General features: G+C 39.2%; 15 protein-coding genes and 1 pseudogene. 8 read left to right on the top strand and 8 right to left on the bottom strand.

Annotated elements, in window-relative coordinates; genetic code table 11:
- On the bottom strand, positions 1 to 3,949 hold a 3,949-nt coding region (locus LC653_RS33820), incomplete at its 3' end, for an ATP-binding protein (RefSeq protein ID WP_229499120.1).
- Between the two features lie 95 nt (positions 3,950 to 4,044).
- Here LC653_RS33820 and LC653_RS33815 point away from each other — a divergent pair.
- Positions 4,045 to 4,179: pseudogene (locus LC653_RS33815) on the top strand (IS5-like element ISMra2 family transposase); the annotation flags it as partial.
- Positions 4,180 to 4,205: 26 nt separating this feature from the next.
- Here the strand turns inward: LC653_RS33815 and LC653_RS33810 are convergent.
- Positions 4,206 to 4,784, bottom strand: coding sequence for a hypothetical protein (locus LC653_RS33810; RefSeq protein ID WP_229499118.1), 579 nt, complete (start codon positions 4,782 to 4,784; stop codon positions 4,206 to 4,208).
- 852 nt (positions 4,785 to 5,636) lie between these two features.
- Between LC653_RS33810 and LC653_RS33805 the strand changes: the two genes are divergently transcribed.
- The 3 genes from LC653_RS33805 (at position 5,637) to LC653_RS33795 (ending at position 8,494) form a co-directional block, all read left to right on the top strand.
- Positions 5,637 to 6,023 carry a plasmid mobilization protein gene (locus LC653_RS33805; RefSeq protein WP_229499116.1) on the top strand — a complete coding sequence of 129 codons (387 nt, stop codon included), beginning with the start codon at positions 5,637 to 5,639 and terminating at the stop codon, positions 6,021 to 6,023.
- A 42-nt stretch (positions 6,024 to 6,065) separates the two neighbouring features.
- Positions 6,066 to 7,568: a relaxase/mobilization nuclease domain-containing protein gene (locus LC653_RS33800; protein WP_229499114.1), complete on the top strand. Its 1,503-nt coding sequence runs from the start codon at positions 6,066 to 6,068 to the stop codon at positions 7,566 to 7,568.
- 245 nt (positions 7,569 to 7,813) lie between these two features.
- Complete coding sequence (locus tag LC653_RS33795; RefSeq protein ID WP_229499113.1) at positions 7,814 to 8,494, top strand: hypothetical protein; 681 nt, start codon at positions 7,814 to 7,816, stop codon at positions 8,492 to 8,494.
- Between the two features lie 290 nt (positions 8,495 to 8,784).
- Here LC653_RS33795 and LC653_RS33790 read toward each other — a convergent pair whose 3' ends face one another.
- Together LC653_RS33790 and LC653_RS33785 are read right to left on the bottom strand one after the other, a co-directional pair.
- Complete coding sequence (locus tag LC653_RS33790; RefSeq protein ID WP_229499112.1) at positions 8,785 to 9,237, bottom strand: hypothetical protein; 453 nt, start codon at positions 9,235 to 9,237, stop codon at positions 8,785 to 8,787.
- Positions 9,238 to 9,977: 740 nt separating this feature from the next.
- A complete protein-coding gene (locus LC653_RS33785; RefSeq protein ID WP_229499111.1) occupies positions 9,978 to 10,550 on the bottom strand; it encodes a class I SAM-dependent methyltransferase in 573 nt (190 codons plus the stop codon).
- Positions 10,551 to 10,943: 393 nt separating this feature from the next.
- Here LC653_RS33785 and LC653_RS33780 point away from each other — a divergent pair, with 393 nt between their 5' ends.
- Together LC653_RS33780 and LC653_RS33775 are read left to right on the top strand one after the other, a co-directional pair.
- Positions 10,944 to 18,815: a hypothetical protein gene (locus LC653_RS33780; protein WP_229499110.1), complete on the top strand. Its 7,872-nt coding sequence runs from the start codon at positions 10,944 to 10,946 to the stop codon at positions 18,813 to 18,815.
- Positions 18,816 to 18,822: 7 nt separating this feature from the next.
- On the top strand, positions 18,823 to 19,593 hold the full coding sequence (locus LC653_RS33775) for a hypothetical protein (protein WP_229499109.1): 771 nt from the start codon (positions 18,823 to 18,825) through the stop codon (positions 19,591 to 19,593).
- On the opposite strand, the gene LC653_RS33770 is transcribed toward LC653_RS33775, so the two are convergent.
- Entirely contained in the window at positions 19,590 to 19,835 is a 246-nt protein-coding gene (locus LC653_RS33770) for a hypothetical protein (protein WP_229499108.1), read from the bottom strand. The two genes, LC653_RS33775 and LC653_RS33770, sit on opposite strands and share 4 nt — an antisense overlap.
- A 409-nt stretch (positions 19,836 to 20,244) precedes the next feature.
- Here LC653_RS33770 and LC653_RS33765 point away from each other — a divergent pair, with 409 nt between their 5' ends.
- Complete coding sequence (locus LC653_RS33765; RefSeq protein ID WP_229499107.1) at positions 20,245 to 21,033, top strand: response regulator; 789 nt, start codon at positions 20,245 to 20,247, stop codon at positions 21,031 to 21,033.
- Positions 21,034 to 21,037: 4 nt separating this feature from the next.
- On the opposite strand, the gene LC653_RS33760 is transcribed toward LC653_RS33765, so the two are convergent.
- From LC653_RS33760 to LC653_RS33750, 3 genes are read right to left on the bottom strand one after another with little or no spacing between them, the layout of a single operon-like run.
- Positions 21,038 to 21,658 carry a DUF6753 family protein gene (locus LC653_RS33760; protein ID WP_229499106.1) on the bottom strand — a complete coding sequence of 207 codons (621 nt, stop codon included), beginning with the start codon at positions 21,656 to 21,658 and terminating at the stop codon, positions 21,038 to 21,040.
- A 57-nt stretch (positions 21,659 to 21,715) separates the two neighbouring features.
- Positions 21,716 to 22,522 (bottom strand): hypothetical protein, encoded by an 807-nt coding sequence (locus LC653_RS33755; protein ID WP_229499105.1) that lies wholly within the window; start codon positions 22,520 to 22,522, stop codon positions 21,716 to 21,718.
- A 23-nt stretch (positions 22,523 to 22,545) separates the two neighbouring features.
- The gene (locus tag LC653_RS33750; protein WP_229499103.1) at positions 22,546 to 23,478 is read right to left on the bottom strand and encodes a P-loop NTPase family protein; all 933 of its coding nucleotides are present in this window, start codon (positions 23,476 to 23,478) and stop codon (positions 22,546 to 22,548) included.
- A gap of 696 nt (positions 23,479 to 24,174) precedes the next feature.
- Here LC653_RS33750 and LC653_RS33745 point away from each other — a divergent pair.
- Complete coding sequence (locus tag LC653_RS33745) at positions 24,175 to 24,450, top strand: hypothetical protein (protein ID WP_229499101.1); 276 nt, start codon at positions 24,175 to 24,177, stop codon at positions 24,448 to 24,450.
- Positions 24,451 to 24,538: the final 88 nt, after the last annotated feature.

The following is a 24,538-nucleotide window of genomic DNA, read 5'->3' as shown; positions in this document are numbered from 1 at the left end:
TATGAACTGGTGCGGCAGCCATATTCATTGACTGAGGAAAAAACTGTGGATAGCGAGTTTCTAAATCTTTGGCTTTTGCGGTTGCTCCCCACCGCTCATAGCAGTAATGGGCTTCCTTCATATAGAGTTGAGCAAACCTTTCTCGACCACGAGCTAAGTAATGTTTGGCAGCTAACTCATAGCCTAATGCTTCTTCTTGAAGGTACTCGTTTTCTTTAGCGCCAAGAATTGCTTGTTCGTAAAACTCCTCTGCCTCAAAAAACTGACCCAAAACTCGTGCTTTCTCTGCCTCGACTAACTGAAATTTATGCAAAAAATTCATGGGGGCATGGTGTGCCCATTTCTGCATCTTTTCCTGGTTGGCGTTAACGCGATTCAACCAAGTTGCTTTTTCAGAGTTTGAAGCATCCGCCAACAAGCCCAGAAATATTAGGGAGTCATAGAAATGAAATATAGATACAGAGATTATTGCTGTGGCTGCGCTTAAATACTGTTCTGCCAAAGTAGCCGTTTTTGCAGCTTGCTCATACTCTCCGAACAGATAGGATAAAATCAGCTTATTTAAGTAAAAGTAGTGAAGGCTAGTTCCATCCTTGACAGCGATCGCCCGTGATAGTGCTTGCTCTTCGTCATAGATACAACCCACTAAGCGACTTGGATTTTCAGATTGACCTCGCAGGTTAAGGATCGTTTGCTGTAACATTGCTAGCCAAGTGGCAGGAGTCTCTCGCCTAATTTGATTGGTTGCTTTCCGATAAATCGCTGTTTGTTGTTCCAGTTCTGTTAGTTCTTGTCCTGCAAAAAAGGGGCAATAACATAGGCTAAATGCACAATAACTCGCAAATTCAAACTCTCCACTTTCTATCCCGGTGTGATAAGCATCCGCTAAACTAGGGAACGTCTTTTTAAGGTGGTCTTTCCAGTGAATGATATGAAAATTCACCATCAGCAATGCTTTGCAGTTAACTCTCCTGTTACTTAATCTTTTCGCTAAATTTAAGGATAGTTTGCCAAATCGATACCCCAGTTCAAGGTCTTGTACAACTCCACATAGCATCATGCCATAGGCAGCATAACCGAGAAGCGACCAGACAGCGTTTCCATTGGCGATCGATAAATTCACCATCTTGCACACAATCAGCACCATCAGAGCAGGTGACACATTAAAAGCTGCACCCACTGTACTTACTAAAATGTAGATTGCTGCCAGTGGTACAGGTTCAGTCATCTCTGGCAGATCAATCAAATCTTCGATTTCCCGCCCAGCCAATCGTGAAGCGGTTTCCTCTAATCCTGCTTGAACATCTAACTGACTTGGAGTTTCTACTAAACTAATTCCCAAGAGTTGCAGCACTTCCAAGCCAGTTTTAAGGGCTTCTTTAGGGTCGCCCCGCGACAGCCATGCTTGAATCCTGCTATCGTAAGCTTTCACTTTATCGAGCACTGTCTTCGCATGACTGATCACTTCTTCTACAAGCCGCTCCATTTTGTCAAAGTGACCACTGAGGTATGCTGCCTCTGCTGCCTCTGAATGCAACGCCAGGGTTAAATCATACTCGCGCTGCCAACTCTCCACATCAAGGAGTTTAAGCCCTGGATTGAAATACTTGAAAGCTGCTTCATAAGCCGTCGCTGCCAGGGCTTTCTGACCTGCTTGCAAATTCAGTTTGGCAATCTCATTCCGTTCAGATTGCTGACTGATTAAATCGGTTCCATAATTCAGTTGGTCAACAATTTCAAACAACCGCTCTGCTAGCTGCTCCGGCGAAGTCTTTTCGAGTAAATTGCGACCGATTTGCAGATGTACCCCAAGTTTTTGCGACTCATCGATTAAGGCGTATGCTGCTTGCTGTACGCGATCGTGCAAAAATTTATATTCTTGAACTAATAGGTTTTCGTCTAATTCAGATATAGGTTGGATCAATCCAGCTTGAATGGCTACTAGTAAATCTAGAGAAATTGCTTTAGGAGATTGTTTGCAAACGATCGCTAACGTATTTAAATTAAATTTAGCACCGATACAAGCTGCTAACTGGAGAATTTGCTGTGTGTTTTCTGGTAATTTATTTAACTGGATCAGTAGCAACTCCACTACATTATCGGTAATATCCTGGGCTTGAATCTGAGCAATGTTCCATTGCCAGCATAAGTGTTCAGCATCAAATGTCAGCAGATTTTCGCTATGCAGCATTTTCAAAAATTCACCAACAAAGAAAGGATTGCCCTCGGTTTTACGCAGTACTAACCCAGCTAAGGAACAAACGGTGTCTGCATTCTGATGTAGCGTCTCGGCAATCAACTGATTCAGTGGACCCAGCGTTAATGGTGCCAAGATTATCTCCTGAAGCACTGCCCCTTGTTTTCGCAGTCTCTCTAGCGTTAACATCAACGGATGAGTTGGATTTACCTCATTATCTCGATAGGCTCCAATTAAAAATAGGAATTGGGTTTGTTCATCAAGCAACATCAGCTCGATTAACTTCAGCGTTGCTGAGTCTATCCATTGCAAATCATCTAAAAAGATCACAAGCGGGTGTGACTCTGAACAAAACACCCGTACAAACTTCCCAAAGATTAGATTGAAGCGATTTTGAGCTTCAGTTGCTCCAACTTCTGATACAGGCGGCTGCTTGCCGATAATTAATTCAACTTCCGGGATGATATCAATGATAATTTGTCCGTTGGTTCCCAAAGCCGTTAGCAAGCGCGATCGCCATTGTTGCACTTGCTCGTCTGGTTCACCGAGCAAGTGTTGTACCAATTTTTGTAGGGCATCTGCGATCGCACTGTAGGGAATATTGCGCTGAAATTGATCGAATTTACCCCAAATAAAATAGCCGCGCTTTGCGGTGATTGGTTTATAAAGTTCTTGGACTAATGCTGATTTCCCAATTCCCGCATAGCCAGAAACCAGCATCATTTCGACTTTGAAGGTTTGATTGTCTGTTAGTTTTTGTTCTGAAGTTTGTTGTACAAGGTTTTCTGAAGCAACGCGCTCAAAAGCCGCTAGTAACATTGCAACTTCCTGATCCCGTCCATAAAGTTTTTGGGGAATTTGAAACTGATCCCAAACATCTAATAGACCCAGTTGAATGCTATTAATTTGCCCGATTTTTTTTAATTGGTCAGCACAAATTTCTAAATCTGCTTTGATACCCCAAGCACTCTGATAGCGATCCTCCGCATTCTTTGCCATTAGTTTCAAAACGATATCTGAAACTGCTTTGGGAATCGTTGCCTTCAGTTCATGAGGTGGAACAGGTGATTTGGCAAGATGACAATGGACAAGTTCAAGAATGTCTGTTGTGGCAAACGGTAACTGTCCAGTGAGCAGTTCGTAGAACGTTACGCCAAGGGAGTAAAAATCAGTACGATAATCAAGCAAACGGTTCATGCGTCCGGTTTGCTCTGGAGATAGATATGCAAGAGTGCCTTCTAGAACATGAGGGTTTTTGAAGGTTGGATTGGTGCGGTTAAATCGAGTAGCAATTCCGAAATCAATAAATTTAACGACCCCAGTATCTAGATTGAAGACAATATTGCTAGGGTTGATATCTTTATGAATGACACCAGCAGCATGAATTCTGCCCAGAATACCTGTGAGTTTAATGGTAAGGGATAGAAAAGCTGATAAGGGCATAGGGCAGAAATCTGGACGCTGTTGTATCCATCTCTCCAGAGACTCTCCACCGAAATCTTCTAAAAGAATAATGAGTGTGCGCTGATATTCCTGCTGACTATATGCCTTGATCGCGCCTTCTAAGTTAAGCGATCGCGTAATTTCATATTCCTGCCTGTAGCGGGTGAGTTCCGATGCTGTAGGATAGTCCTGTTTGAGAACTTTGAGAATAACAGGCGTGCGATCTGACAACTTGATGCCACGATACACCACAGAATTATTGCTGGAATATATCTGAGCATCAACCGCAACGTCAGGTAGCGCAATCATTCTTATCACCTTGTCAAAGCATAGAAAGAACCGCAAGCCCAAATAGAATTAATACTTATTATTCAAGTTCTACTTTGATAAGTCAATCTACCTATTATCGCCAAAGTAATCGGGTCGAGAGATGTTTCAACCGTTTAAATCAATTTCGTCGCATTGCTACACGGTATGACAAAAAAGCTGATAACTATCTTGCAATGCTAACACTCGCTTCTATCATCCTGCGGCTCTAGTTTTAAAACACGCCCTAATAATCCCCTTACTCCAGACGAAATCCTGCATCAACTTCTATTTCTGCCTTAGCAATTGGGTCATCCTCGTCATTATTAAAGAAACCATCATCCTCGGAATCTTCTCCCAAAACATTTGATCCGACTGGTTCTGTCGCAACAGGTAACGACACAGGACTTGGCCCAGTGGAATCAAAAAAAGAAACCGAAGGGGGAACCAAATTAGGTGAAACAGGAGTTATTTCCACGCCATTAGTTCCAACTGTTGGTTGTAACCCAGTTGCACCCTGCGAGAAAACTCCACTATGAGGATTAACAAGAACTACCTGGGGCAACCCCTCCATGCCAAACGTCCGTTTCATCTTAATTATCTGGGCTTCAAGTTGCGCGATCGCATCATGGAGGGCCAATTGCAATTCCATACCAGATACTCCCGCAGCAGATAGCGCAAACGGTAGGTAATACGCCCGCAGCACCTCACATACTAACTCGGTTTGCCCTCGCTTCTTCGACTGAAGATAGCTAATTACTATCCCATCTTCCGTATCCTTATTTCGCATGATTCGCGCCAACTCAACAGAATCAGCAGACTTACTCGCTCTTGCCATACCCTTACTTCTATATAATCTGCAAACCAAGCTTCTCAGTAAGCTATTTGTCATTACTCTCACTTTAACCACACGGTGGGAGAACTTACCCCCGTATTTACTCCTAACTACCCCAATTCACATACTAATTACCCCAATCAATTGAAAATCAGGTCTAATTTTTCAAATAAAAATATGTTGTTAACTGATAAATAAACTCTCACAATCCCCATGATTGAGGTATTCTGAAGGCAAATTGACACAACTATTTCAGTATTACTTCAAAGATTAATCAGCTTAGGATATAACTCTACAACCTACTCTGCATATGAATTTACATCAGTCCCGGTTCACAATAAACCATTGCTGTTGCTATACAGTCCCGTAACTAAAACAAGGTATGTTCAATGGGGTCATTTTATCCTTATACTATTTGCAATAAATTAGGTTAATTGACAATATATTCAATAAAATTGTTTATTATGCAGTTGTCAATACTACTTTTGTTTGATATCTACTGTTTGATGACTAAACAAATCGATAGAAATAACACCTAAAAAATCGGTAATTACGTTACGTACAATTGAAACTTGACCCACTAGGCGATCGCAAGCTTGACAACATAACCATACAATCTCTACAACCCAGCGTTAGCAGCATCAACAGTAAAGTTTACGGCTTCAGTGTCAGTTACAAGGCGAACCACAAAATACTAATCTTGTATCCATATCACAAATTACAGTACTCTCACCGACGGCATCTAAATCCAGTACAGTTTATACCAAAAATAGCAATACTATTGTCTGGAATTGAGATCGCACACTGTTGTGAGATTTCCCGTTATCCGCCAGTGTCGGAGTACAGCCTCCAACTATGCCATTTAGTCCCGCAGTGAAAGAAGGTATGGTAAGTAACTCCATAAAGCGAACCAAATCTATCAAGGTATACCTCTTTGAGCAAGAGAAAACTACCATTGAGGAAAAAGCGATCGCCACAGGGGTAACTGCATCTGAGTATTTACGTTCCTGTGGATTAAGGCGGGTACTAACGGCAAAACCGCCCGCCGACTTGATAACTATCCGCGCTACTGCTGGAAACCTCAAAAGCGAACTGATGATGTTATGTCACTTGGCGAAGGAAACAAACAACCAGCAAATTTTGGATACTGTCAATAATGCGATCGCACTTGTAGATCAGACCATTGCAGCTGCATTTAACCTAGACCTTCCAGACAAATCATCCTCAAGCCAAGATAAATAAAGCATTACAGGTTTTATATCCCTCACTTTCAACTTCCTCTACTTGATTCCCGTCATCTATAAAAAACCCAATTTTCTCGACACGCTCAAGTATATCTTGGGCAAAGATGATGCTGCGATTGTCGATACTAATATGATGGGAACAAACCCAGACGAATTTAACCAGCAGTTTCTCAACATCAAGTACACCAAAAAAGCAGTTAAACGGCAGTGCGCCCACCTCATCATCTCAATCGCACACCGTCTTGACTACCACGAACATTTATCTGACAGTCAGTACAGTTATGTAGCAAGGGAATATCTCAAGGATATGGGATACTTGCCCAAGGAAGAATCATCTGTAGCAGCTACCAGTCAATTTGTTGCAGTACGCCACCACGATCGCAACCACGAACACCTGCACATAATCGCCTCCCGGATTCGGTTAGATGGCAGTTTAGTTAATGATTCCTATGATTATTTCAACTCCCAAGTCTCAACTAGACGCATCGCGGCGAAACTAGGGTTGGAGGTGACACCGACAACGAATGAAGCTGTCACCTCTAAGTTAGAGCAAGAGTACGGGATAACTACACTCACCAGCCCCAACCGATCAAAAAGCATTAGAGCAGTAAACAGTAAGCACAAAACCCCAACAAGTAAGGAAATTATTCGCCAAGCAATAGGAGAAGCCATCAAGGATAGTCCCACTGTCTCTACGTTCATCCAACGCTTGGAGGAAAACAACATTGGGGTATTGCCTAAGATGCAGGGAGAGGAACTACTAGGCTTTACCTATATCCATAATGATGTAAAAATTGCTGGTTATCAAGTATACAAACCTTATAGCTGGAACAAACTGCGGTCTGGATATGGAATAATGTACGACCAAGATAAAGATCAGGAAATAATTCAACAAGCTAAAGCCAAAGCAATTAACCGCATAAACAGCAACACTATAAGTAATAATGAATACTTGTGTAGTGATAAACCTACTACTAGCAGTACAAGTGATAGTGATGGCGATACTGATAGTAACTCAAAAGCGCTTGTTAGTACACATATACTAATAAGTAATTATCCAGATGAGATTTCGATAATACAACCAAAATTAGAAGATAACTCCACGTCGAAAGCAAATAAGACCAAGAAGAAAGTACAGCCGCATCTGAACGAACAGCACCCACAACAGGATATTTCAGAAGAAAACGGTTTATCCACTGCTAAACAAATTTTGCAAGAGCAATCATCCCCTACTCCTTCTCTTACTCTTCTGCCTTCTACTCTCAAACATCTGCCTTCTACAATCACTGACTATATGCTTGTTACCAATAATTTCCGTATCAAGGGACGGGAGTTGAGTGCCAGCTTAGATGCTAATATTCTGACTGTTTACCGTCATGAGGATACCCTTGTGATGCAAACCTGCTACAGTCAGGGAAACTGGTACGAAGAGATACCAACTCGATTAACAACAAACGAAATCGAGCAGATTGAAAGTCTGCGTGTCTTTACCCAACAAGCGTTAATGGATAAACTGCGATCGCAAAGAGGTATTGAGCAATAGTAAATCTGTTGGTAGAGAAAACTTAATCCACAGTGCCTCTCTGAGTGTGGGTAAATACAAAGCCTTTGGGAATTACTATCGTCTTTACGAAGTATTCAAATTTGAACACTTCGTAGAAACGATGTCTTGCTCAGGTGCAAAAATCCTAATATCGTTTATCTCGCTGATAACTCCATAGGAAATAACTCCTCCTTGTTCTAGCTATATAAAATTATAAAAGTAACTAGAACAAAAAGATGTAACCTATGCCCAAGAAAAAATGCGGACTTGGATTTGACTGTGCCAGCATGATGCAATACCCAGGCATAGACTCTGGTGACTGCTTAAATTACAAAACTTGTGGAAGTGCGGTTCAACTAACCCCTGATGAAGAACTCGAACTTGTTCGTATTCGGGAAGAACAAATGCGCCAGTATCAAGAACAAATTCGCCTGACCCGTCGTTCTGCCGCTATCATGATGCTGATGAGGCGCGGTTGCCCACAATCACCAGAATCGTTAAGTGTTATCCCGGCCATTGAGGCGATCACCACCACATTAGATAATATTCGTACTGGACTTACCAACTTCGACGGACAGTACATCGCGCCACCTGGTTGCGAACTCCACATCTACAATGTCAAACGCCCCAGTGGTACGTACTCGTACTATAAACTAACCGCCGAAAACGCAATGTTTGCACCTTCAGAGAAAGAACAAGAAGTACGGGTAATTCACCTCAGCCATCAGCATGATGCGCGGTATATAGAAGCACACTTAGGTATCGAGCGGCGCAATAACTTAACCCAGGTACGAACACTGCTTCAGAACGCAAGTGCATTGCTTGAGGATGCAACACGCCTACTCGAACAAACCACAGATATGAACAGTCCAAATGCTACAGTTGAAGTTTTCAACACCGATGAAATTATACCCATCGACCAATAAAACTAGTAAAAGGGGAAAATTTACTTCATTACTGCTACAAAATTACGTTATCAACACCAAACCATCGTTTTTTAAACATAGTCTTGCATAAGCGCGCAACTTCAGTTGATGAAGCAACTTTGTTCTAGTTAGTTTAAAGAAAAATAATAGCTAGAACAAGGGATAGATCCGGCGAAGACACTGTTGGCGAAGCTGCCATGAAGTACAAACTAAACAGTTTAGTTCTAAACAGGGCATAACATACATTAAATATTTTTAATTACCTCGTGAGTCAGGTGATCACTTTATTTTTAAATCTTTGGTGGTCTACCATTCGTACACCACCATAGACCGTGCTTATCAATTACACATTTTTGAATATACTTCTTTCGACGAATATCAACTGCTATAGCGAAACCGTATTGAAACTTATTTTCAATTACTAATAATTCATCATTAATTGTGTAGAAATCGAAATGCTCACCTCTATGTAATGGTAGTCTTTCTGCTTCTGCCCAACCATATTTTTTCATTTCCTTAGCAAATATTTTTTCATCATAATTGTGTGGTAAATATAAATTAACAACTGTTCTATCATCATCAATTTCTAGTGGTATATCCCATGCCTCACAAACACCTTTACAATAATTAGAATTTGGGCATTTTTGCCAGAGTTGTAAACTATATTTATTTCGCTCATCGAACTCTGAACAACCTAATCCAAGTGGACATTCTTTATAATCATCTGGTGTTAGTTCACGCATAAAACTATGGGTAGAAGACGTAAAAAAACTGAGGTTGGTTGCTGGTTATTTCTAGACTGTGAAATCTTAACAGGCAAACCTCCAGAAAAGTGTCCTAATTACAAATCTTGTAAGCACAATGCTCTGCATAGTCAGAACAGATGGTGCTTTCTCCCTTGTCAAATGTGGCTTCCAGACAGAGATCAATTGTTTAAAGTACCTACACTAGAGGTTCTTGCTTGGATACCAACTGAGGCAAAATAAGCAGGATATGGTACTGCAATTGAAATTTGTTACAGTTACAAAGATTCATGTTTAACTATTGGTAAAGATGAGCATGGCTTTAGTCTTGACATCTCAAAAGAGGCACGAGCTTTAGGCTTTGCTGAAGCTGAGAGAATCCCTTACAAGTATTGGCGACTTCGAGAATGTGGCAAGCTAGAAGTTAACTATGATTCTCGAAAATTCAAGGAATTAGGATGGTATGTATCTGTATTTTTACCTTACCACTTTAAACATGATCTTGATACTGGTAAGGTATTTCTAGAAGTAGACTTTAATCATACTTTGTCAGAATATAAAGAGGCGATCGCGTGTGGTTGGTATCCTCCATGTAGATGGTATCCGCGTAATATATATTAACAATAGTTGAAATAAAAATAATAGCTAGAACAAGGGAGAGACAACCCCAAAATTTTGGCTTACTATACAAGTATTCGTTAGATGGCATTGGTTATGGTGCGATCGCCTCCGGCGGGCGGTTACGCCATTGCCAATACACAAAAATCGCGATCTGTCTCCACTAGGCGTACTTGAGTAAAGCCAGCAGTCGTAAGTATCTGAGTCAATCCGGTACTCAACTGTCCTGAATAAGAAGTAAAACCAAGCGCTATTCTGCCACCAACCTTCATAACTCGCCGCACTTCCCGTAGCCCAACTAGGGCATCTGGCCAGACTTGCATGGAGTTAACCGCCAGCGCTTTATCGAATGTGTTGTCTTCAAACGGCAAACTTTCCACCGAACCTTGCCGCAAATCAACTCCTCCAGCCTCAATCTCTGCTATGTTCCGAGCTGTAGCTTGCTCGACCATTTCTTGAGAGTAATCGATGCCTGCGATATATCCTGCTGATGCCAACCTGGACAGACGTTGAATGCCAACTCCAGAGCCAAATCCAACTTCCAGCACTTTGTCGCTCGACTGAATTTCGAGCAGGTCGATGACTGAATAGGTAAACCCTTGATTCATGCGTGCCATGATGATGCCACCAAACCTGCCTAGCATACCCTTCGGGCGACCGAACATCTGCATGAATATACTGTCTACAATGCTCATCAGTTGTTAATCGCCTCCCTACTGTGATACTTGTATGCTATCTGGTATTGAGTTTTTAACACATTGTCATTCTGGCTAAAACTATAAACACAACATAATCGCAAATCTCACAAAAGTTACTACTGATTTAGCACTAGGCAACAAATAATCGAAAACTTGGTATATTTTTTTAAGACTTAAATTATGACATTACGCAGAATAAGCCTTTATTAACAGTAGATTAAGTAAAAACCTTATATTGGAGTATTTTAAATTACGTCTAAATTGCAAGCAGAAATTAGAAATTTGTTGAATAGATTACCGATATAGAGAAAGTAAAATTAAACTCTACGGGTATTTTCGTACCAAAAAGTAAAAATTTATATCTAATTTTAGAAGTTTAATTGTTAATATATGACAATTCAAGCTAAACATTTTGACACTAGATTAAATCAGTGGATTCATACAGATGGTAATACAAATAATCCCGATTCACAGTTAAAAGAAGAACTTAATAATACCTTAATAGAACATTTCTTTCCTAGTGTTAACTTTTCGTTCGGGCATATGGACGAAAAGTCTACTGCGGAACAATTAATTAATCATCCTGAAGGTCACAAATTATTATTATCATCAAAAACCCGGTTGTTATATGGGCCAGAAGAATATCTACATACAATTAGACAATTATGTCCAGATAACAAAGATAGAGGTGCTTACGGGTCTATCTTCCTTGGTTCATGTAAAAATGCTGTCAATAAAGAGTTAAATGTTTTAATTGTCGATGATAGTAATGGTGAAAATGGCGGCGTTATTAGCAATGATCAAGCATGTCGGCTAACGGGAGACTGTTACGGGCAAATATCTACAGACTTATATCACGAATTAACCAAGCATCAAAAAGGTGATAAATATCGAGTAATCCAGCACCGCTTCGGTTGGACTGACCAAAACGGAGATGATAACAAATACCGCTTTGGCAAAGGTACTTTACGACCTGCGAACCTTGACCAAATTCTTAATTATCAAGACCCAAACAACCCAACTAAAATTGACTTAATTCTTCCCTTATCTGCGTTCAAGGGAACTGATAAAGACAACCCTAATGGGCCAACCAAGCCTCAAATTCAACCTGGATTGTACAGGCAAAATATCTGGCTAGGTGAAAAATCACAATCTGAACTCGGTAAAACGGCAATATCCCAATTACTTGCCTCTTTCCCTAACGGACTGAAAGACTTTACCGAACAGCTAGAACTTGAAGCCAAAAAGCTTAAGGAAGCACAGGATGACCCTCGACAACTTGCACAACTTTACTGCGAAAAGTACGAGAAGCGGAAAGCCTTTCTTGAAGAACAAGCAACCACACTAGAAGAACAAGCAGCAGAAGATCCAACAGTAGCAGAAGAGTTAGAAACTTTGCGCGATGGCGCGGGAGCGCCCGCCGTAGGCGATCGCATAGCTACTGACTCGTTTATCTATAAACTCATCAAAGCTGACCTGCAAGGAGAGAATCAACTTCTCGAAACTGAGAAAGTACAGCGCGAACTCGCCCGGTTCGTTCAAAACGAGTGGAAAGAAATCGCCATTGGCAAGACACTCACCTTTGAGCGAGCAATGGTCATTCCCTCCAAAGACCTGCAAAATGAGGAAATCTGCATTCCACAATATCAAGATAAAGAAGAAGTTCTCAACTTTCGCTCCCCTTTCCTCAACTCAAATGGTCTGTGCGTCTCAACTAACAAAATTGTAGAAGACATCCTTGGGCCTGATGGTCAACCTCTAGCAGGTGCGATCGCTGTCTCGGACGAAGCAAGCGATCGCATTTACAACCGTCTAAACGAGCAAATTAAATCTATCCTGCCAGAAGCTCAAGGAAAAAATCTTCAGTTAGAAGGTATTACAAATTACTTAGACCAAAATATCAGTAAGCTCGAAACTAGAGATAAAATCGAGTTTACCTACAAATTTAATGAGTATATTTCAGAACTAAAGTCAGCTGGTTATGAGCTAGAAATTCTTCCTCAAGAGTCAGAACAAGAGCGTCAGGCACGCGACTACGATGGTGATTGTATCGGCTTCGAGCGGGCAAGCAAGTATCCAAACCTTACTACTGAGGCAAAGGAGCGGAACCTGCCTGAAAACGCCTACAACCCAACTGTTAAACTCAAAAAACAATCTTTCTACCAAGAAGATGGCAGTCAGCCAGAATTTGAGGAAATCGCCATCCACATGAGCGATGGCATTAGTGTGGGTGTTATCAACAATCACCTTACCTCAATCGAGGCTTTAGAGTCAGAAATTACTATCCTGAAAAATTTTGGTAGTGAAAAAGACCAACTTGAGTACGTACAGCAGGTAGCCAAACACTACGAAGATTTATTTAAAACAGAAGTGTGGGCAAAATCCAAGGGTATTGAGGGGAAGGAGATTCCGACCAGATATCGCGGTCATATGGAAGAATTTGTCCGAATAGTTCGGCAAGAACTCCTAAACCAGGTCAATGCACTGGTGGCAATGAATACTAATATCAAGATATACCGCGAAATGATTGCCGAGGCAGCATTTCAAAATCAAATTGCAGTTGACCTCTTCAAGAGTGCCAAAAAACCTGAAATGGAAATTATCCGCAATAACAGTCGGATTCTCCACCGGGAAGTCAACTACGTCAAAGATAAGAAGAAAGATGTCTATGTTGACAATACAATTCAACCGACGGGATACTCGCCTGTTGAATTACTAATTGCTCAAACCAATCAGTATTTTGAAAAAGCTCGCCTCGAATCGCGTGAAATTGTCCAATTTCAAGCTTTATTTAAAGGGGTCGAATTTTCTAACGAACAGCGATTAAGAGCTACTATTGTCAAGAAAGAATTTGACAAATCATTCAACCGAGCAAGTGAGTTATCCAGACAAAAAGAGGCTGAAAAGGGGCCATCTGTAAATATTACCCTTGCTACTAATAGTCAAGTAAGTGTAACTAATCTTCTACAGTATGATAATGAATTTATTTGGAAAGCTAATAAAATTACAATAAAGCTATCAGAAATATCTGAAGACAAACGCAATAGTAACCGTCCACATAAATATCTAGTTTATGCTCAAATTAACGATGAAACTGAGAACGGTAAACCTAAGTTTAGAGCATTAGGAACACTTGCAAAGGAGCAAGAAAATAAACTCGAAGAGATAGGAATTACGCTTGGACAGGAAGTAACATCTAATAAAATAGTGTTCCAGGCTGAACTAAGCGAAGGTCAAATTAAACTTCTTTACCAAAATGCTTACCAGGTAGCAGAAGAATTTTATAATTCAATTCCAGAAGACCAAAAGCTAGCAATGGCAGCTGCCACTTGGGCAGTATCAACTACTCGTGAAAGTAGTAATGATAAAAGTAGCGACCGCCAGAACAAAGTTTCTAATTTCGCCTTTGCTGCCTTTCCTCATGAGATTATCAGTCAGTTAGACACACTCAGATTTAACGAGTTTAGTATCACTGGTTTCGACTGTAATAGTGAACTATTTAATGAAAATCGCTCTCAAAGTATTCGATTTAATCTAGCTGAAGATGGAAAAAGTGTAATTGAAATACAGAATCAAGAGGGTACTTACGAAACATTTGGAAATATTGAACAAAGTAACGCCCGATTACCAATTGGTACTACTACTATTGCCAGTATTGAAAAAGGTGAAGTATACACCACCTCTGTTACAACCAAAGTACCCGGACTACCAGAACTCACTTTCAAAGTAGGCGAAGTTAATAAGTTTGGAAATTCCCAAAGGTTTAATAATGAACCTGTACTGTTAACAATTGAAAAGGTTGACCTGATTCGGGAAGACTATAGTATTTATCTTCAAAATGGTAATAAACCTGAGAAACTAGGCAATATTGATAAGGAATCAATCAAAGAGGGTATTACCCAAGGTTGGCTAGCAGAAAAGCCTGGGAATGGGCAACAGTTACAGCTTAGAATTCAAACTATCATCACTGGACAAAATGCCTATGCTATAGCAGAGACATCTCAGGGAAATTTATTACGAATTAATGTTACAAATCCAAAGTATAAAAAACAGGAGATTATCAACCAAGCATTTCAAGAAACTTTAGTTAGAGCATTTGATAAAAAGCACGTTTACATCGCTAAAATTGGCGACCAATCCCTCGGCATTATTGGCCAACATACTGAACGTCTTGAAGCTGAATTGAACAAAGGGAATGTACAAAAACAGTGGCAAAGGAAAGAAAGTAGTACTGTACAAAAATTAATTGATATAGGTATTATTCGCCTAAACCAACAACGAACTACTATTCCTGTACAAATTACCAGTAATGAAAGTACCTGTAAAGTAACTATTAATCCAGAAACAGTCAAGTATCCCGACAAATGGGTTAAGCGCAGTCAGCTTATAAGTAATGAGCAGCCTGTTAGAAATGGGCAGCAAGAAAAACGTAACCAAATACTCGGTAAAATTAACGAACGTCCTACAATCATGTTCCAAGATAAAGAACAAAAATTAGTAGGGCTTTTAGGATTAGCAGTTGATGAAAATAAAGCCGAAAAAACCACAAATTATCTAGAAAAAGTAGGAGTATTATACGAACAGCTTCCTATATCACAAGCTCGGTTAGAAGCTAAAAAAGGCATGACTGTATTTGTACTTGATGAAAGTACCATCAGTGACGAATTAAAACAAACATTTGTTGACCGTGCTGGTGGTCATATTAAGAGCGCGGATACACCGTCACAACCCACTCCAATTATTCCAGAACAAACTGTATATTTTTATAACCCAAATCAACAATATAGTTCCCCAGATGGATCGCAGGTAGAAACTAAACAAGCTCTTGGATTAGTAGTTCCCGCACAAGACGCGATCGCTGTAGCCACTTGGCTAGAATCAAAATCTACTGAAAACTATTATTTTATTGAGAGTAACACAGCTACATTTATTTTTAATAAAAATGAAATTCTTGAAGAAATAAACGAAGAATTAAATAGTTTACTTGGAGAACCAATTAATATCAGTGTAATTGAAGGATTTGACCGCTACGAACAGCTTAGTGTAGAGTTAAATCAAAAAGTTACAACTGAAGGTAGTCTTTTACAATTAAACCAAATCTCAGAAGATAGTGAATACAAACAAGCGCTAAAAACACTACCTAACCGCCCCAGAGAACTCAATCAAGAAGATTCTCCAGTACCAATTATTCCAGCGAAAGTTGTACCAGAAAACAATACAATTAACATTCAATCAAATACTAACGCCACAGTTGCAGCAATTTCACAAGTTTATCAAAACGCGGTTGAGATACAAGTATTAACAGGTAGACAATCAGAAGCTAATAATCAAGCAATATTACTACCCAACTCGCGCCAAGCGGATCAAACTAAAGCTATCGAAATATTGGGTAAGGTAAGTGAGGAGAAAGTAGAACAGCTGCGATCGCATCTTGAAACCCACCTCAAACCCATACTTGAAAACGATAAATCTAACTATGCACTACTGAGACAAGTTGCATGGGTCGGTGCAAAATGGGATTTGAAAGATAAAGCTTTCAAGCCAGGGGTACAGGACGACAAGTTAATGGAACTTGTCAAACAAGTATATCCTGATGCAGATATTGTGCTGGTCACTTATTCCGAAAACCCCGGCGCTGGCATCAACTACCACCGCGATGACTCCTACGCCGCGACGGAGGCCCGCAGCATTCATATCGGAAATTCTGATTGGGGGTATCGCGCTGCTAAGGAACGAATGGCATGGACCAGGGAGGAGAACAAGGACGCACCATACCAGGAGTTTAAACTTGAGTCAGGTACAGTAACCCGCTTCAACTGCAAGAATGAACACGCTGCACTTAATACTGAAGCTGGCAGATGGTCTATCAACATTTGGTCAATTAAAAATGATCTGGGCAGAGAAAACAGCGTTCGCCAGAAATTTGAAAACTTCCTCGTCTCAAACCAACCTCCTCGTGCGGTAGTCCAAAGCAACGGCGACCTTACCATCAAAACTAACGAATGGACACCTGGGGGAGAAATTAAAGTAGAACGCAGTTATACCAGCCTTAGAGAAGCCACCGGAAACATACCTTCACACTCCTCAAACCAACCAACTGTCGAAGAAATTATCGCCATCGGGAATTCTACTGCGGCACGCACTGCTAACCCTCAGATTCCAGACAACCCGACTATATCTGGAAAACCAGTACCAATGGTTTATTCGCTGCATTTGCACGGCGAACCTTCTACAGTACCAGTTGATACAACTATCGATGCCATGCGCGGACACGGTAGGATACACACCACCAGAGGTGTAGACTACCAAAAAACTTATGGTGTCAAAGAGGAAGATATTGCGATCGCCCTTGGTAAAAACGGCGAGCAAGTTGCTTTCCGAGTGGGTAAGCAGTACAAAATTACCTCCGAAATGATTCAAGATCCAAGTTACCAGCAAGCCTGGGCGAAATGGGAAAAGCATTCACCGAAAGAACTTACCCAAACCCAGGCGAGTAAGAGTCAGGTATATGGCTTATTCATGGAACCGCTAGGGGATTACGTCAATGGCAAAATTGTTGCGTTCCCAACCATCCAAAAACAAGCTCTCACCCCGGTAAATATCAGCTCCGACTCCAAAGATGGACTTGGAGTAGCACTCAGCCTAGCCACTGCACTTGCAAAAGAACAAGGCAAGCTACAAAACGATTACCAAGTTTCAGTCAATAATAATCCAGAGGCCCCCACCGGACAGTATGGAGTAGAAACCCATGTCCAAAAACCTGAAGGAATAGCATACGCATCCGCTGAACACGCATTTAATCACCAAAAGCAGTTGCATCCATCAGCTGATGAATACAAGCTAATGGTAGAAGTACTTCAGGCTAAACTCGAACAACACCCCCGGCTAACTGAGGCGATCGCCAAACGCAAAGGAGTCGATTGGTTGGAGAACTGTACAGCAGTTGCGACAATGGGAGTAACCCCACACCAATCGTCTGAAATCGGGCAACCCGCTCACAGCATAGGCTCCATAACGCATCGCCTCACCAATATAACTAAGGCTCAGGACAAACAATGGGAGAGTAAGGGTAAAGAATCCGCATTTATTCAAGCCCTCAGTGAGGCATACACCAATGTAGTTGAAAAGTCACAACAAACTACAGTAAAAACCTACCAGGAAAAGTCCGAACAGACTGATCAGCCACTAACAAATCCACTATCGCAACTCGAACCCATAAACGCTGCCGTCGCTGAACATATGAAAAAAGACATTGCGATGGCCCAAATAGCTACCCAGTTTATCGGTAAATCAACTGCGCCCCCCGAAACACCTTCAAGCACTCGGAATTACGAGCAAGCATGGGGAGAACGCGCCAACACTGGAAATTACTCAAAAGACGACATTATTATGGTATCCGGGTCTGGCCCGTGGCGCGGAGTGACAAGCGAGCGAATTACCCAAACTTTTGAAAATCACTACAAACCGTTACTTAATAAGGCAATAGAAGCGAAAAGCTCTTTCATAGTCGGAAACGCACAAGGGACTGACCAATTAGTTCAAAATTATCTTCAAGAAAAAGGGTACAAGGTAGAACAAACTTCCCAAGGATACGCTGTATTTAATTCTGTAGAAAATATCAAAATTAGTACCAACACTATTTCTTCCAATACACAAGTATTACATAACTCGTTTATTGCTAAAGACAAGAGCATTTTCCCTCCACAACAAAGCCAACAACCAAATATTGATCAAGCACTCGCATCACCTTCTCAACCCAGAATACAGCAGGTTGGAGCGATGGATAACATTATCGAGCGGATGAAAGCTAATACAGTGCAAAATCTTCAAGACTGGTATGTAGCAGCTGAAAAGCTCGGTAAATCAGAAACATATCTCAATAAAATTCATAAGGTAACTGATTTGTATATCAAACAAAATATCAGTCTTGAGAACGCTTTTAAGGCAATGGAGCGAGATATTAAGGAGCTAGAAAAAATTAATGAAATGACCAGTCTTGCCCAAAATTTAGTTAAAATCATTGGACAGGAAGATATCAATGGCATTATGTCAGTACAAACAGAAAAATACCAAATTGCTACTAAGACTCAAGACCAAACTTACTTAGTTAAAGATAAAACTGATAACATATTATTATATGTCAAAGAAGGAAAAACCCAAGTAAGTAACATCAGTGATGAAACATTACAAGATTTTCAACTCATGAATTTCCACATCAAGAATGCATTCAAAGATGTCAAAAAAGATTTAGTGGAGAGGTAATTTTAGTATGAAAGAACTAATCGAACTTCCAGTAGAAGGTTTAACTCCAGCGATGCAAGCCAGTCTCCTCAGAGAATTGATCAAACAGCTTAACATCCCTGATGATAAATTTGAAGAATCTGCAAAAAAGCCTCCAACTGCTGAGGAAACAAAAGAGGCTGTGCTAAGGTTGAATTCGGAAATTAACAGAATCAGTGAAGTAGTGCAAGATGAAGTAAAAGTAAACTCTACAGAAATTAAACCTATCACTTTTGTTAATCAAGTTAATCAAGAGTCATCTTCACAAGCCGAAGCAAGCCAGTTTACACGAACTACAATTGAACCAGAGGTTCTAAAAAACCCCACAAATAAAAATGACGACAATAATGGCAACCCAGTAGAAGAGAGTCCAGAAGATAGAGTACAATTTCTTACCGCCGATTCTCAAATTAGACAGTTTGTTATTCCTGTAATTTTAGATCGCTTAGATATATTTGGAAAATCAGATAAAGAGACACAAGGTATCATTTATAAAAGTGAAGAATATACTGCAAGTCTAAAATTAGAAGAAGATTCGCAAACTCTTAGCCTTGATAGAAATTTGCCTGATTCTGAACAAAGTCGAGAAGCACTCTTGGCATCTCATGACAATAACTCAGAAGAGTACTCTATCACCATTAATAATCTCACCAAAGAGGAATTTGAACGTTTCAAGACTCTGTTCAATGAGCAACAAGCACGCCGCGAACAGAGTCAAAAACAATTCAAAAACCAGGATTCTGCTAAAGAGCTAGATTAAATCAACCCAAACCACACGCCATACATAAAAGCTATAAATCCAAAAATCAGCTTTTTATTAAAACTCAGTGGAGTCTTGGGACAAATAACAACCGCAACAGCAAAATAGTAAAAAGACGCAGTAAAGTCAAACAAACTCGTCGGGTTAATAGGCAATCTGCCTAACCCGACTAAACATAACATCCCCATCAAAGACCAAACAACAATATTGTCTATCCATCCTAAAACTTTATCGCCTTTCATAAAAAATTATCTATTCCTACATAAATTTGCTGATAACTATTAAAACCAGGACTTATAAATAAAATCATCTAGTAAATAGATTGGTTAATAAAAACTATACAAACCCCAATACGGTTCGGTTAAGGCAAGAGACGCGATAAATCGCCGTCTCTACAAAGGACTGATTATTGTAAAGACGGCGATTTATCGCGTCTTTGTGATCTAGGGTCTGTCATCAAAAAACCTTATCCGAACCGTATTGACACAAACCCCCCCAATCACTTTGTAAAGTTTTTACCAATATTAGAAAAGTTTTTAAATAAGCTAATTAATTTATAGTAACTGTAAAGATTAAAAAATCTAAAAAACTAAGTGTTATAAGTATTGTTATCAGGGACAATACCAATACCAACCCAAAAAAGCATATAATATGAAACCTATTAATGTTGTCATCATTGAAAATGAGAACATATCTAGGATTGGCGCTGCAACAATATTATCTGAAACTGGTGAAATCCAAGTCTGTAGCGTTGCCAAATACGGAAAACAAGGAATAGAAATTGTTGACAAACAAAAGCCAGATATCGTAATTATAAATATTGATTTACCGGATATCGATGGCATTGATGTAATAAGTGCAATCAAATCCAAACACGCATCAATTAAAATTGTGGTTATGACTGCAAATAGCAGCCGAGATACCATTAACGCAGCAATTAGTAATGGCGCAGACTGCTACTACTGTAAAAATAGCCTTAGAGAAGAAGTAGGAGAAAGATTCGTTGAAGCAGTAATGGCTGCGTACAATAACGAATCATGGATTGACCCAACTATTAATCGTATTCTGATCGATAGTCTCAGGTCAAATGACACACCCAATAGAAATGCACTAGATTTGTTAAGTGATTTCTCTAATAAAGAAATCACAGTTCTTAAATTAGCTGCCGGAGGTATGAAAAATCATGAAATTGCCAATGTAATGTATGTTTCCGAAGGTACAGTAAGGTCATATCTACATAATTCATTTATCAAGCTAGGAGTCAAAGATAGGTTAAACGCTATCCGCGAAGCAATCCGCCTGGGAATCCTCAGCTTTACAGACATGAAAATCGAAGAAGAAGTTACTCAAGAAACCCACACAAGAGTCAAAACCAACCAAAAAAGTCAAAAAGATACAGCTAAAACGAGTAATAAGGGATACAATGGCTGGGTTGCCTAGAAAATTAATCAACTGCAATTATGCAGCCACCTGAATACTTCTTCTGCTGGCGGCAAGTTTTAATGATGGCGGCGTTTTTCATATAAATACTACGCGCTATTTTACCTTCATTGGATTTAGCCCAATCTAGAAGCTTTTTATCTTCAGATTGTAAGATGGCAGATCCAGAAGCCGCCGGCTGAAAAGTTACACTTCCAACGATGGTCTTGTATGTAAAAACACCAATTGCAGTCCCTAAAGCCAGTACAAAACCCAATACCCCCGCCACTTGTGCCAATCGCCAATTACTTATGCTCAAGTGAGGTAAGGCTCCACCAGCTTGTTTAGTCATTTTAACCAGCTCCTTTGCTGCTTCTGCGATCGCACTCTTTTGTTGTTGTATTGCCACCTTAGAAGCACTATTAAGCTTATCGTCTACCATATCAGTCCAACCCACCACAAGCGAGTCAAGCCTACCTGGTAGCTGCTGCAACGCAAACTGAGTTGTTCCCAGTTCCGCGTATAAGTTAAACAAGGGGTCGTCAGGCCGAATACCCAATTTAAGTATCCAATCAGTAACCTCTGCTTTTTTTTCTTCAGAATATTCTGCAACAACTTTTTCAACAACTTTTGCAATATTAGTCATAGGTTGTTTTTAAACAGTCATTTTAAAGTCTCACTTTCAATTTGGTAAAGCAAATAATTACCATTTCTCAGATTCAACATCTTCAGTTATATCAAGATTGGAAGGACTTTGTTTATTTGCACCTACAGAAGCTAATTCTGCACAGTTCATACTCAACCCTAGATAATTAGAAGCTATTCCATTAGAAACAATAGAGTTATGAAAATTCTCCATCCAGTTGAATACTATTGAACGTTGAATAGTATTAAGAGGAGAGTTAGTTTCAATCAGTTGAGCATAAGGTAAATCAGTATCTTCAAGCAACTGGTAAAAGTCATTATGTAACCCACCTAAAACTAGTTCCAAGCCGTTGATTTTTTTAATATCAGCTTGGAATTGACTACCTTCATAGTATCGAAATTGCTTGCTAAAGTAATAATTTTTGACAATAATATAGTCAACCTGACTACCAAAATGCTGATACAAATCCTGAAGATATTCTTCAACACAATCTTTACGATGTGATATTGGGTGCAAGAAAGTAACACGATATCCCAGACAGTTAAGATTTTCTATCAGTAAAACATCTTTATCAAAAAACTTAAATTCTCGGAGGTTTTGACCTGGCATATCCGTCAAAACCATATCAATCTTTGGAAACATCTCTAAGTCGAGTAATAACCTATCAGAATCACCCCTGGAGAATCCTAAATGATTTATATCAAAGCCTTTTGTTTGATACATCGATAGCTTGTTACGATACCCGTGGTAGAAAACACGGACATTGAATTTATTCTTCAAGTACAACTCTAGCAAGAGTCTAGAAGTTGTGGACTTACCCACACGAGCATCACCTGATGTAATAACAAAACGCTTTTTAAACATAATAAACCAAGCAACTTATTTAATTAAGCAGCTATATTTTGAGATTGTAAATTTGAATCTTGATTTTTAGCTTTTTCTCTCTCTTCATTTTCTCTAAGCTCTTTAGATTTTTCCACAACTGCTGGATAGTAACAATCATCTGGTTGTATATCAAAGCCCAATAAATTAAATGCTGGCTTAATTTGCGTTTCAAACTCAGCAAGCCAAGATTTAATTCTTGACTTAATCACAATATTTGTTCCTTTATGAGTCTGACCTTCATTAAACGTAAGAGCATGGCGGTCAATAAAGTCGTAAGACTTATAGAATAAATCTGGCATTACAAGTTCTACCAGACCTTTTGCAACCATATTTTGACGTAGAGAAGCGTCATTATAACGCTCAAATTTTTCTTCTTCACCATGAAACAAGTTCTTGACAACAATATAATCTACTTGATCTTTACAAAGTTCACGCAGTTTTTCTAAAACATTTATTGAGTCAAGAACTCTACTAATCACCGAAATCATTGTAACTCGACAATTAATATCGGTTTTAAGCACTTCAAAAAATGAAAGTTCTTTTACATAACTTTCAAAGAATCCTCCAGATTGTGCGGGTAAGTCTAATAACGTAATAGGACAATCACTTTCGTCTAAATTAATTAATAAATCGTCTGCACCACCTCTATGGAAAATATCAATATAACGTATTATGGGTCGATAGTCTTTCTTAAAATACCTTTCTAACTGAGGATTTCTTAAGTCAGCTTCATAAGTAACACAGGGTAAATTTTTATTAATGTACAGTTGAAATAGCGCTCGTGCAAAGGTGCTTTTTCCCACACCACCTTTATCACCTGTGACAATTATTAACCGCTTTTGAGGTTTATTATCAGTGTTTAGCAAAATATTCCTATTGGTTGTATTATCATTAGACATGAGTTTTTCACCCTTACTGGTTCTGTTTTTAGACATAATAATCCTCTACAAAGCAAATACACTTTGTTGATGTAAATCGAAATTTTTAAACCTCATATTGAAGAAAATAATTCATTTATAAGAAGTGGCGACTATTCGATAAAAGTAACATTTAACGGATAAAAATAGTTGATTATACAGGTTCCCAGCAAACCACTTAAAATGACTGTTCCCTCCATCAATCCTGCCAGAGTAAATAATCATAGCTTTCCTAGACTTCGTTTGATAATTTAATACTAAAAAACACCTAAAACATCTGATATAACTAGGTTTCGCTAAAATAGAATCAAAGATTTAATAAAAATATGCTTTCTGATTCTTGAATCCCCTACTATGTAAGGACTTAACTTAATATCAAGTATTAATTTTCTATAACTAGTCTAGGAGAGCCATAATCATAAGTATACTTATGCAAAAACCTTATGCCTATATCAATTCTAAAATGCTCATATACTTGCCCTGAAAATTAGCTATATGAGGAAGCCAATAAATACTCACTATTCAATGATCCCTGACTACTTTTTTTTACATAGGTTGCTTATATTATGTAATCTCTAACTTAAAAAGCCAATCAACAAAATTTCAATATTTAACCAACATTTGTTGATTTATAAATTAGTAATAAATTTCATGTAGCTTGCTTAAACTAGTGTTAATAATATTTTAGTACATTTAATTAATATATTATTAACCTTGCAAAAGCTAATTTATACTATTCTTAAAATTTGGTTTATCTTCTTATCAAAAGAAAGTTTAGCTGTACCTGAGACAGACGATTTAATTAAGAGTATTAAAGCTAAGTATTTAAAATCAGAACAATCGGAATCAAAAGAAATAAAAGTAATTATTCAAAAAATCAGTAGTGGATTATCTGAGATGACTTTAGCTAATGCTAGTCGTGAACAACTTCAATCTTTACAAGAAATATTGTCACAGAAATTAAATGAAATTGGTAAGTTAATCGGATAACCTTTTTAATTATTTAGAGTATGGTAGTAGGTAAAAAATTTTATTTAGAACTACGTAAATTGCGATACATCAATTTCACTAAAGAGCG

The organism is Nostoc mirabile CHAB5784 (assembly GCF_020829645.1).
GTDB classification, from domain to species: Bacteria; Cyanobacteriota; Cyanobacteriia; order Cyanobacteriales; family Nostocaceae; genus Nostoc; species Nostoc mirabile.
This window is presented reverse-complemented; position numbering and strand designations above follow the sequence as displayed.

Excerpts from the sequence above, each read along its gene's own strand:
- LC653_RS33770 (WP_229499108.1), bottom strand. The coding sequence starts at position 19,835 with ATGAAAGGCGATAAAGTTTTAGGATGGATAGACAATATTGTTGTTTGG.
- LC653_RS33780 (WP_229499110.1), top strand. The coding sequence starts at position 10,944 with ATGACAATTCAAGCTAAACATTTTGACACTAGATTAAATCAGTGGATT.
- LC653_RS33810 (WP_229499118.1), bottom strand. The coding sequence starts at position 4,784 with ATGGCAAGAGCGAGTAAGTCTGCTGATTCTGTTGAGTTGGCGCGAATC.
- LC653_RS33750 (WP_229499103.1), bottom strand. The coding sequence starts at position 23,478 with ATGTCTAAAAACAGAACCAGTAAGGGTGAAAAACTCATGTCTAATGAT.
- LC653_RS33805 (WP_229499116.1), top strand. The coding sequence starts at position 5,637 with ATGCCATTTAGTCCCGCAGTGAAAGAAGGTATGGTAAGTAACTCCATA.
- LC653_RS33760 (WP_229499106.1), bottom strand. The coding sequence starts at position 21,658 with ATGACTAATATTGCAAAAGTTGTTGAAAAAGTTGTTGCAGAATATTCT.
- LC653_RS33765 (WP_229499107.1), top strand. The coding sequence starts at position 20,245 with ATGAAACCTATTAATGTTGTCATCATTGAAAATGAGAACATATCTAGG.
- LC653_RS33775 (WP_229499109.1), top strand. The coding sequence starts at position 18,823 with ATGAAAGAACTAATCGAACTTCCAGTAGAAGGTTTAACTCCAGCGATG.
- LC653_RS33790 (WP_229499112.1), bottom strand. The coding sequence starts at position 9,237 with ATGCGTGAACTAACACCAGATGATTATAAAGAATGTCCACTTGGATTA.
- LC653_RS33785 (WP_229499111.1), bottom strand. The coding sequence starts at position 10,550 with ATGAGCATTGTAGACAGTATATTCATGCAGATGTTCGGTCGCCCGAAG.
- LC653_RS33795 (WP_229499113.1), top strand. The coding sequence starts at position 7,814 with ATGCCCAAGAAAAAATGCGGACTTGGATTTGACTGTGCCAGCATGATG.
- LC653_RS33755 (WP_229499105.1), bottom strand. The coding sequence starts at position 22,522 with ATGTTTAAAAAGCGTTTTGTTATTACATCAGGTGATGCTCGTGTGGGT.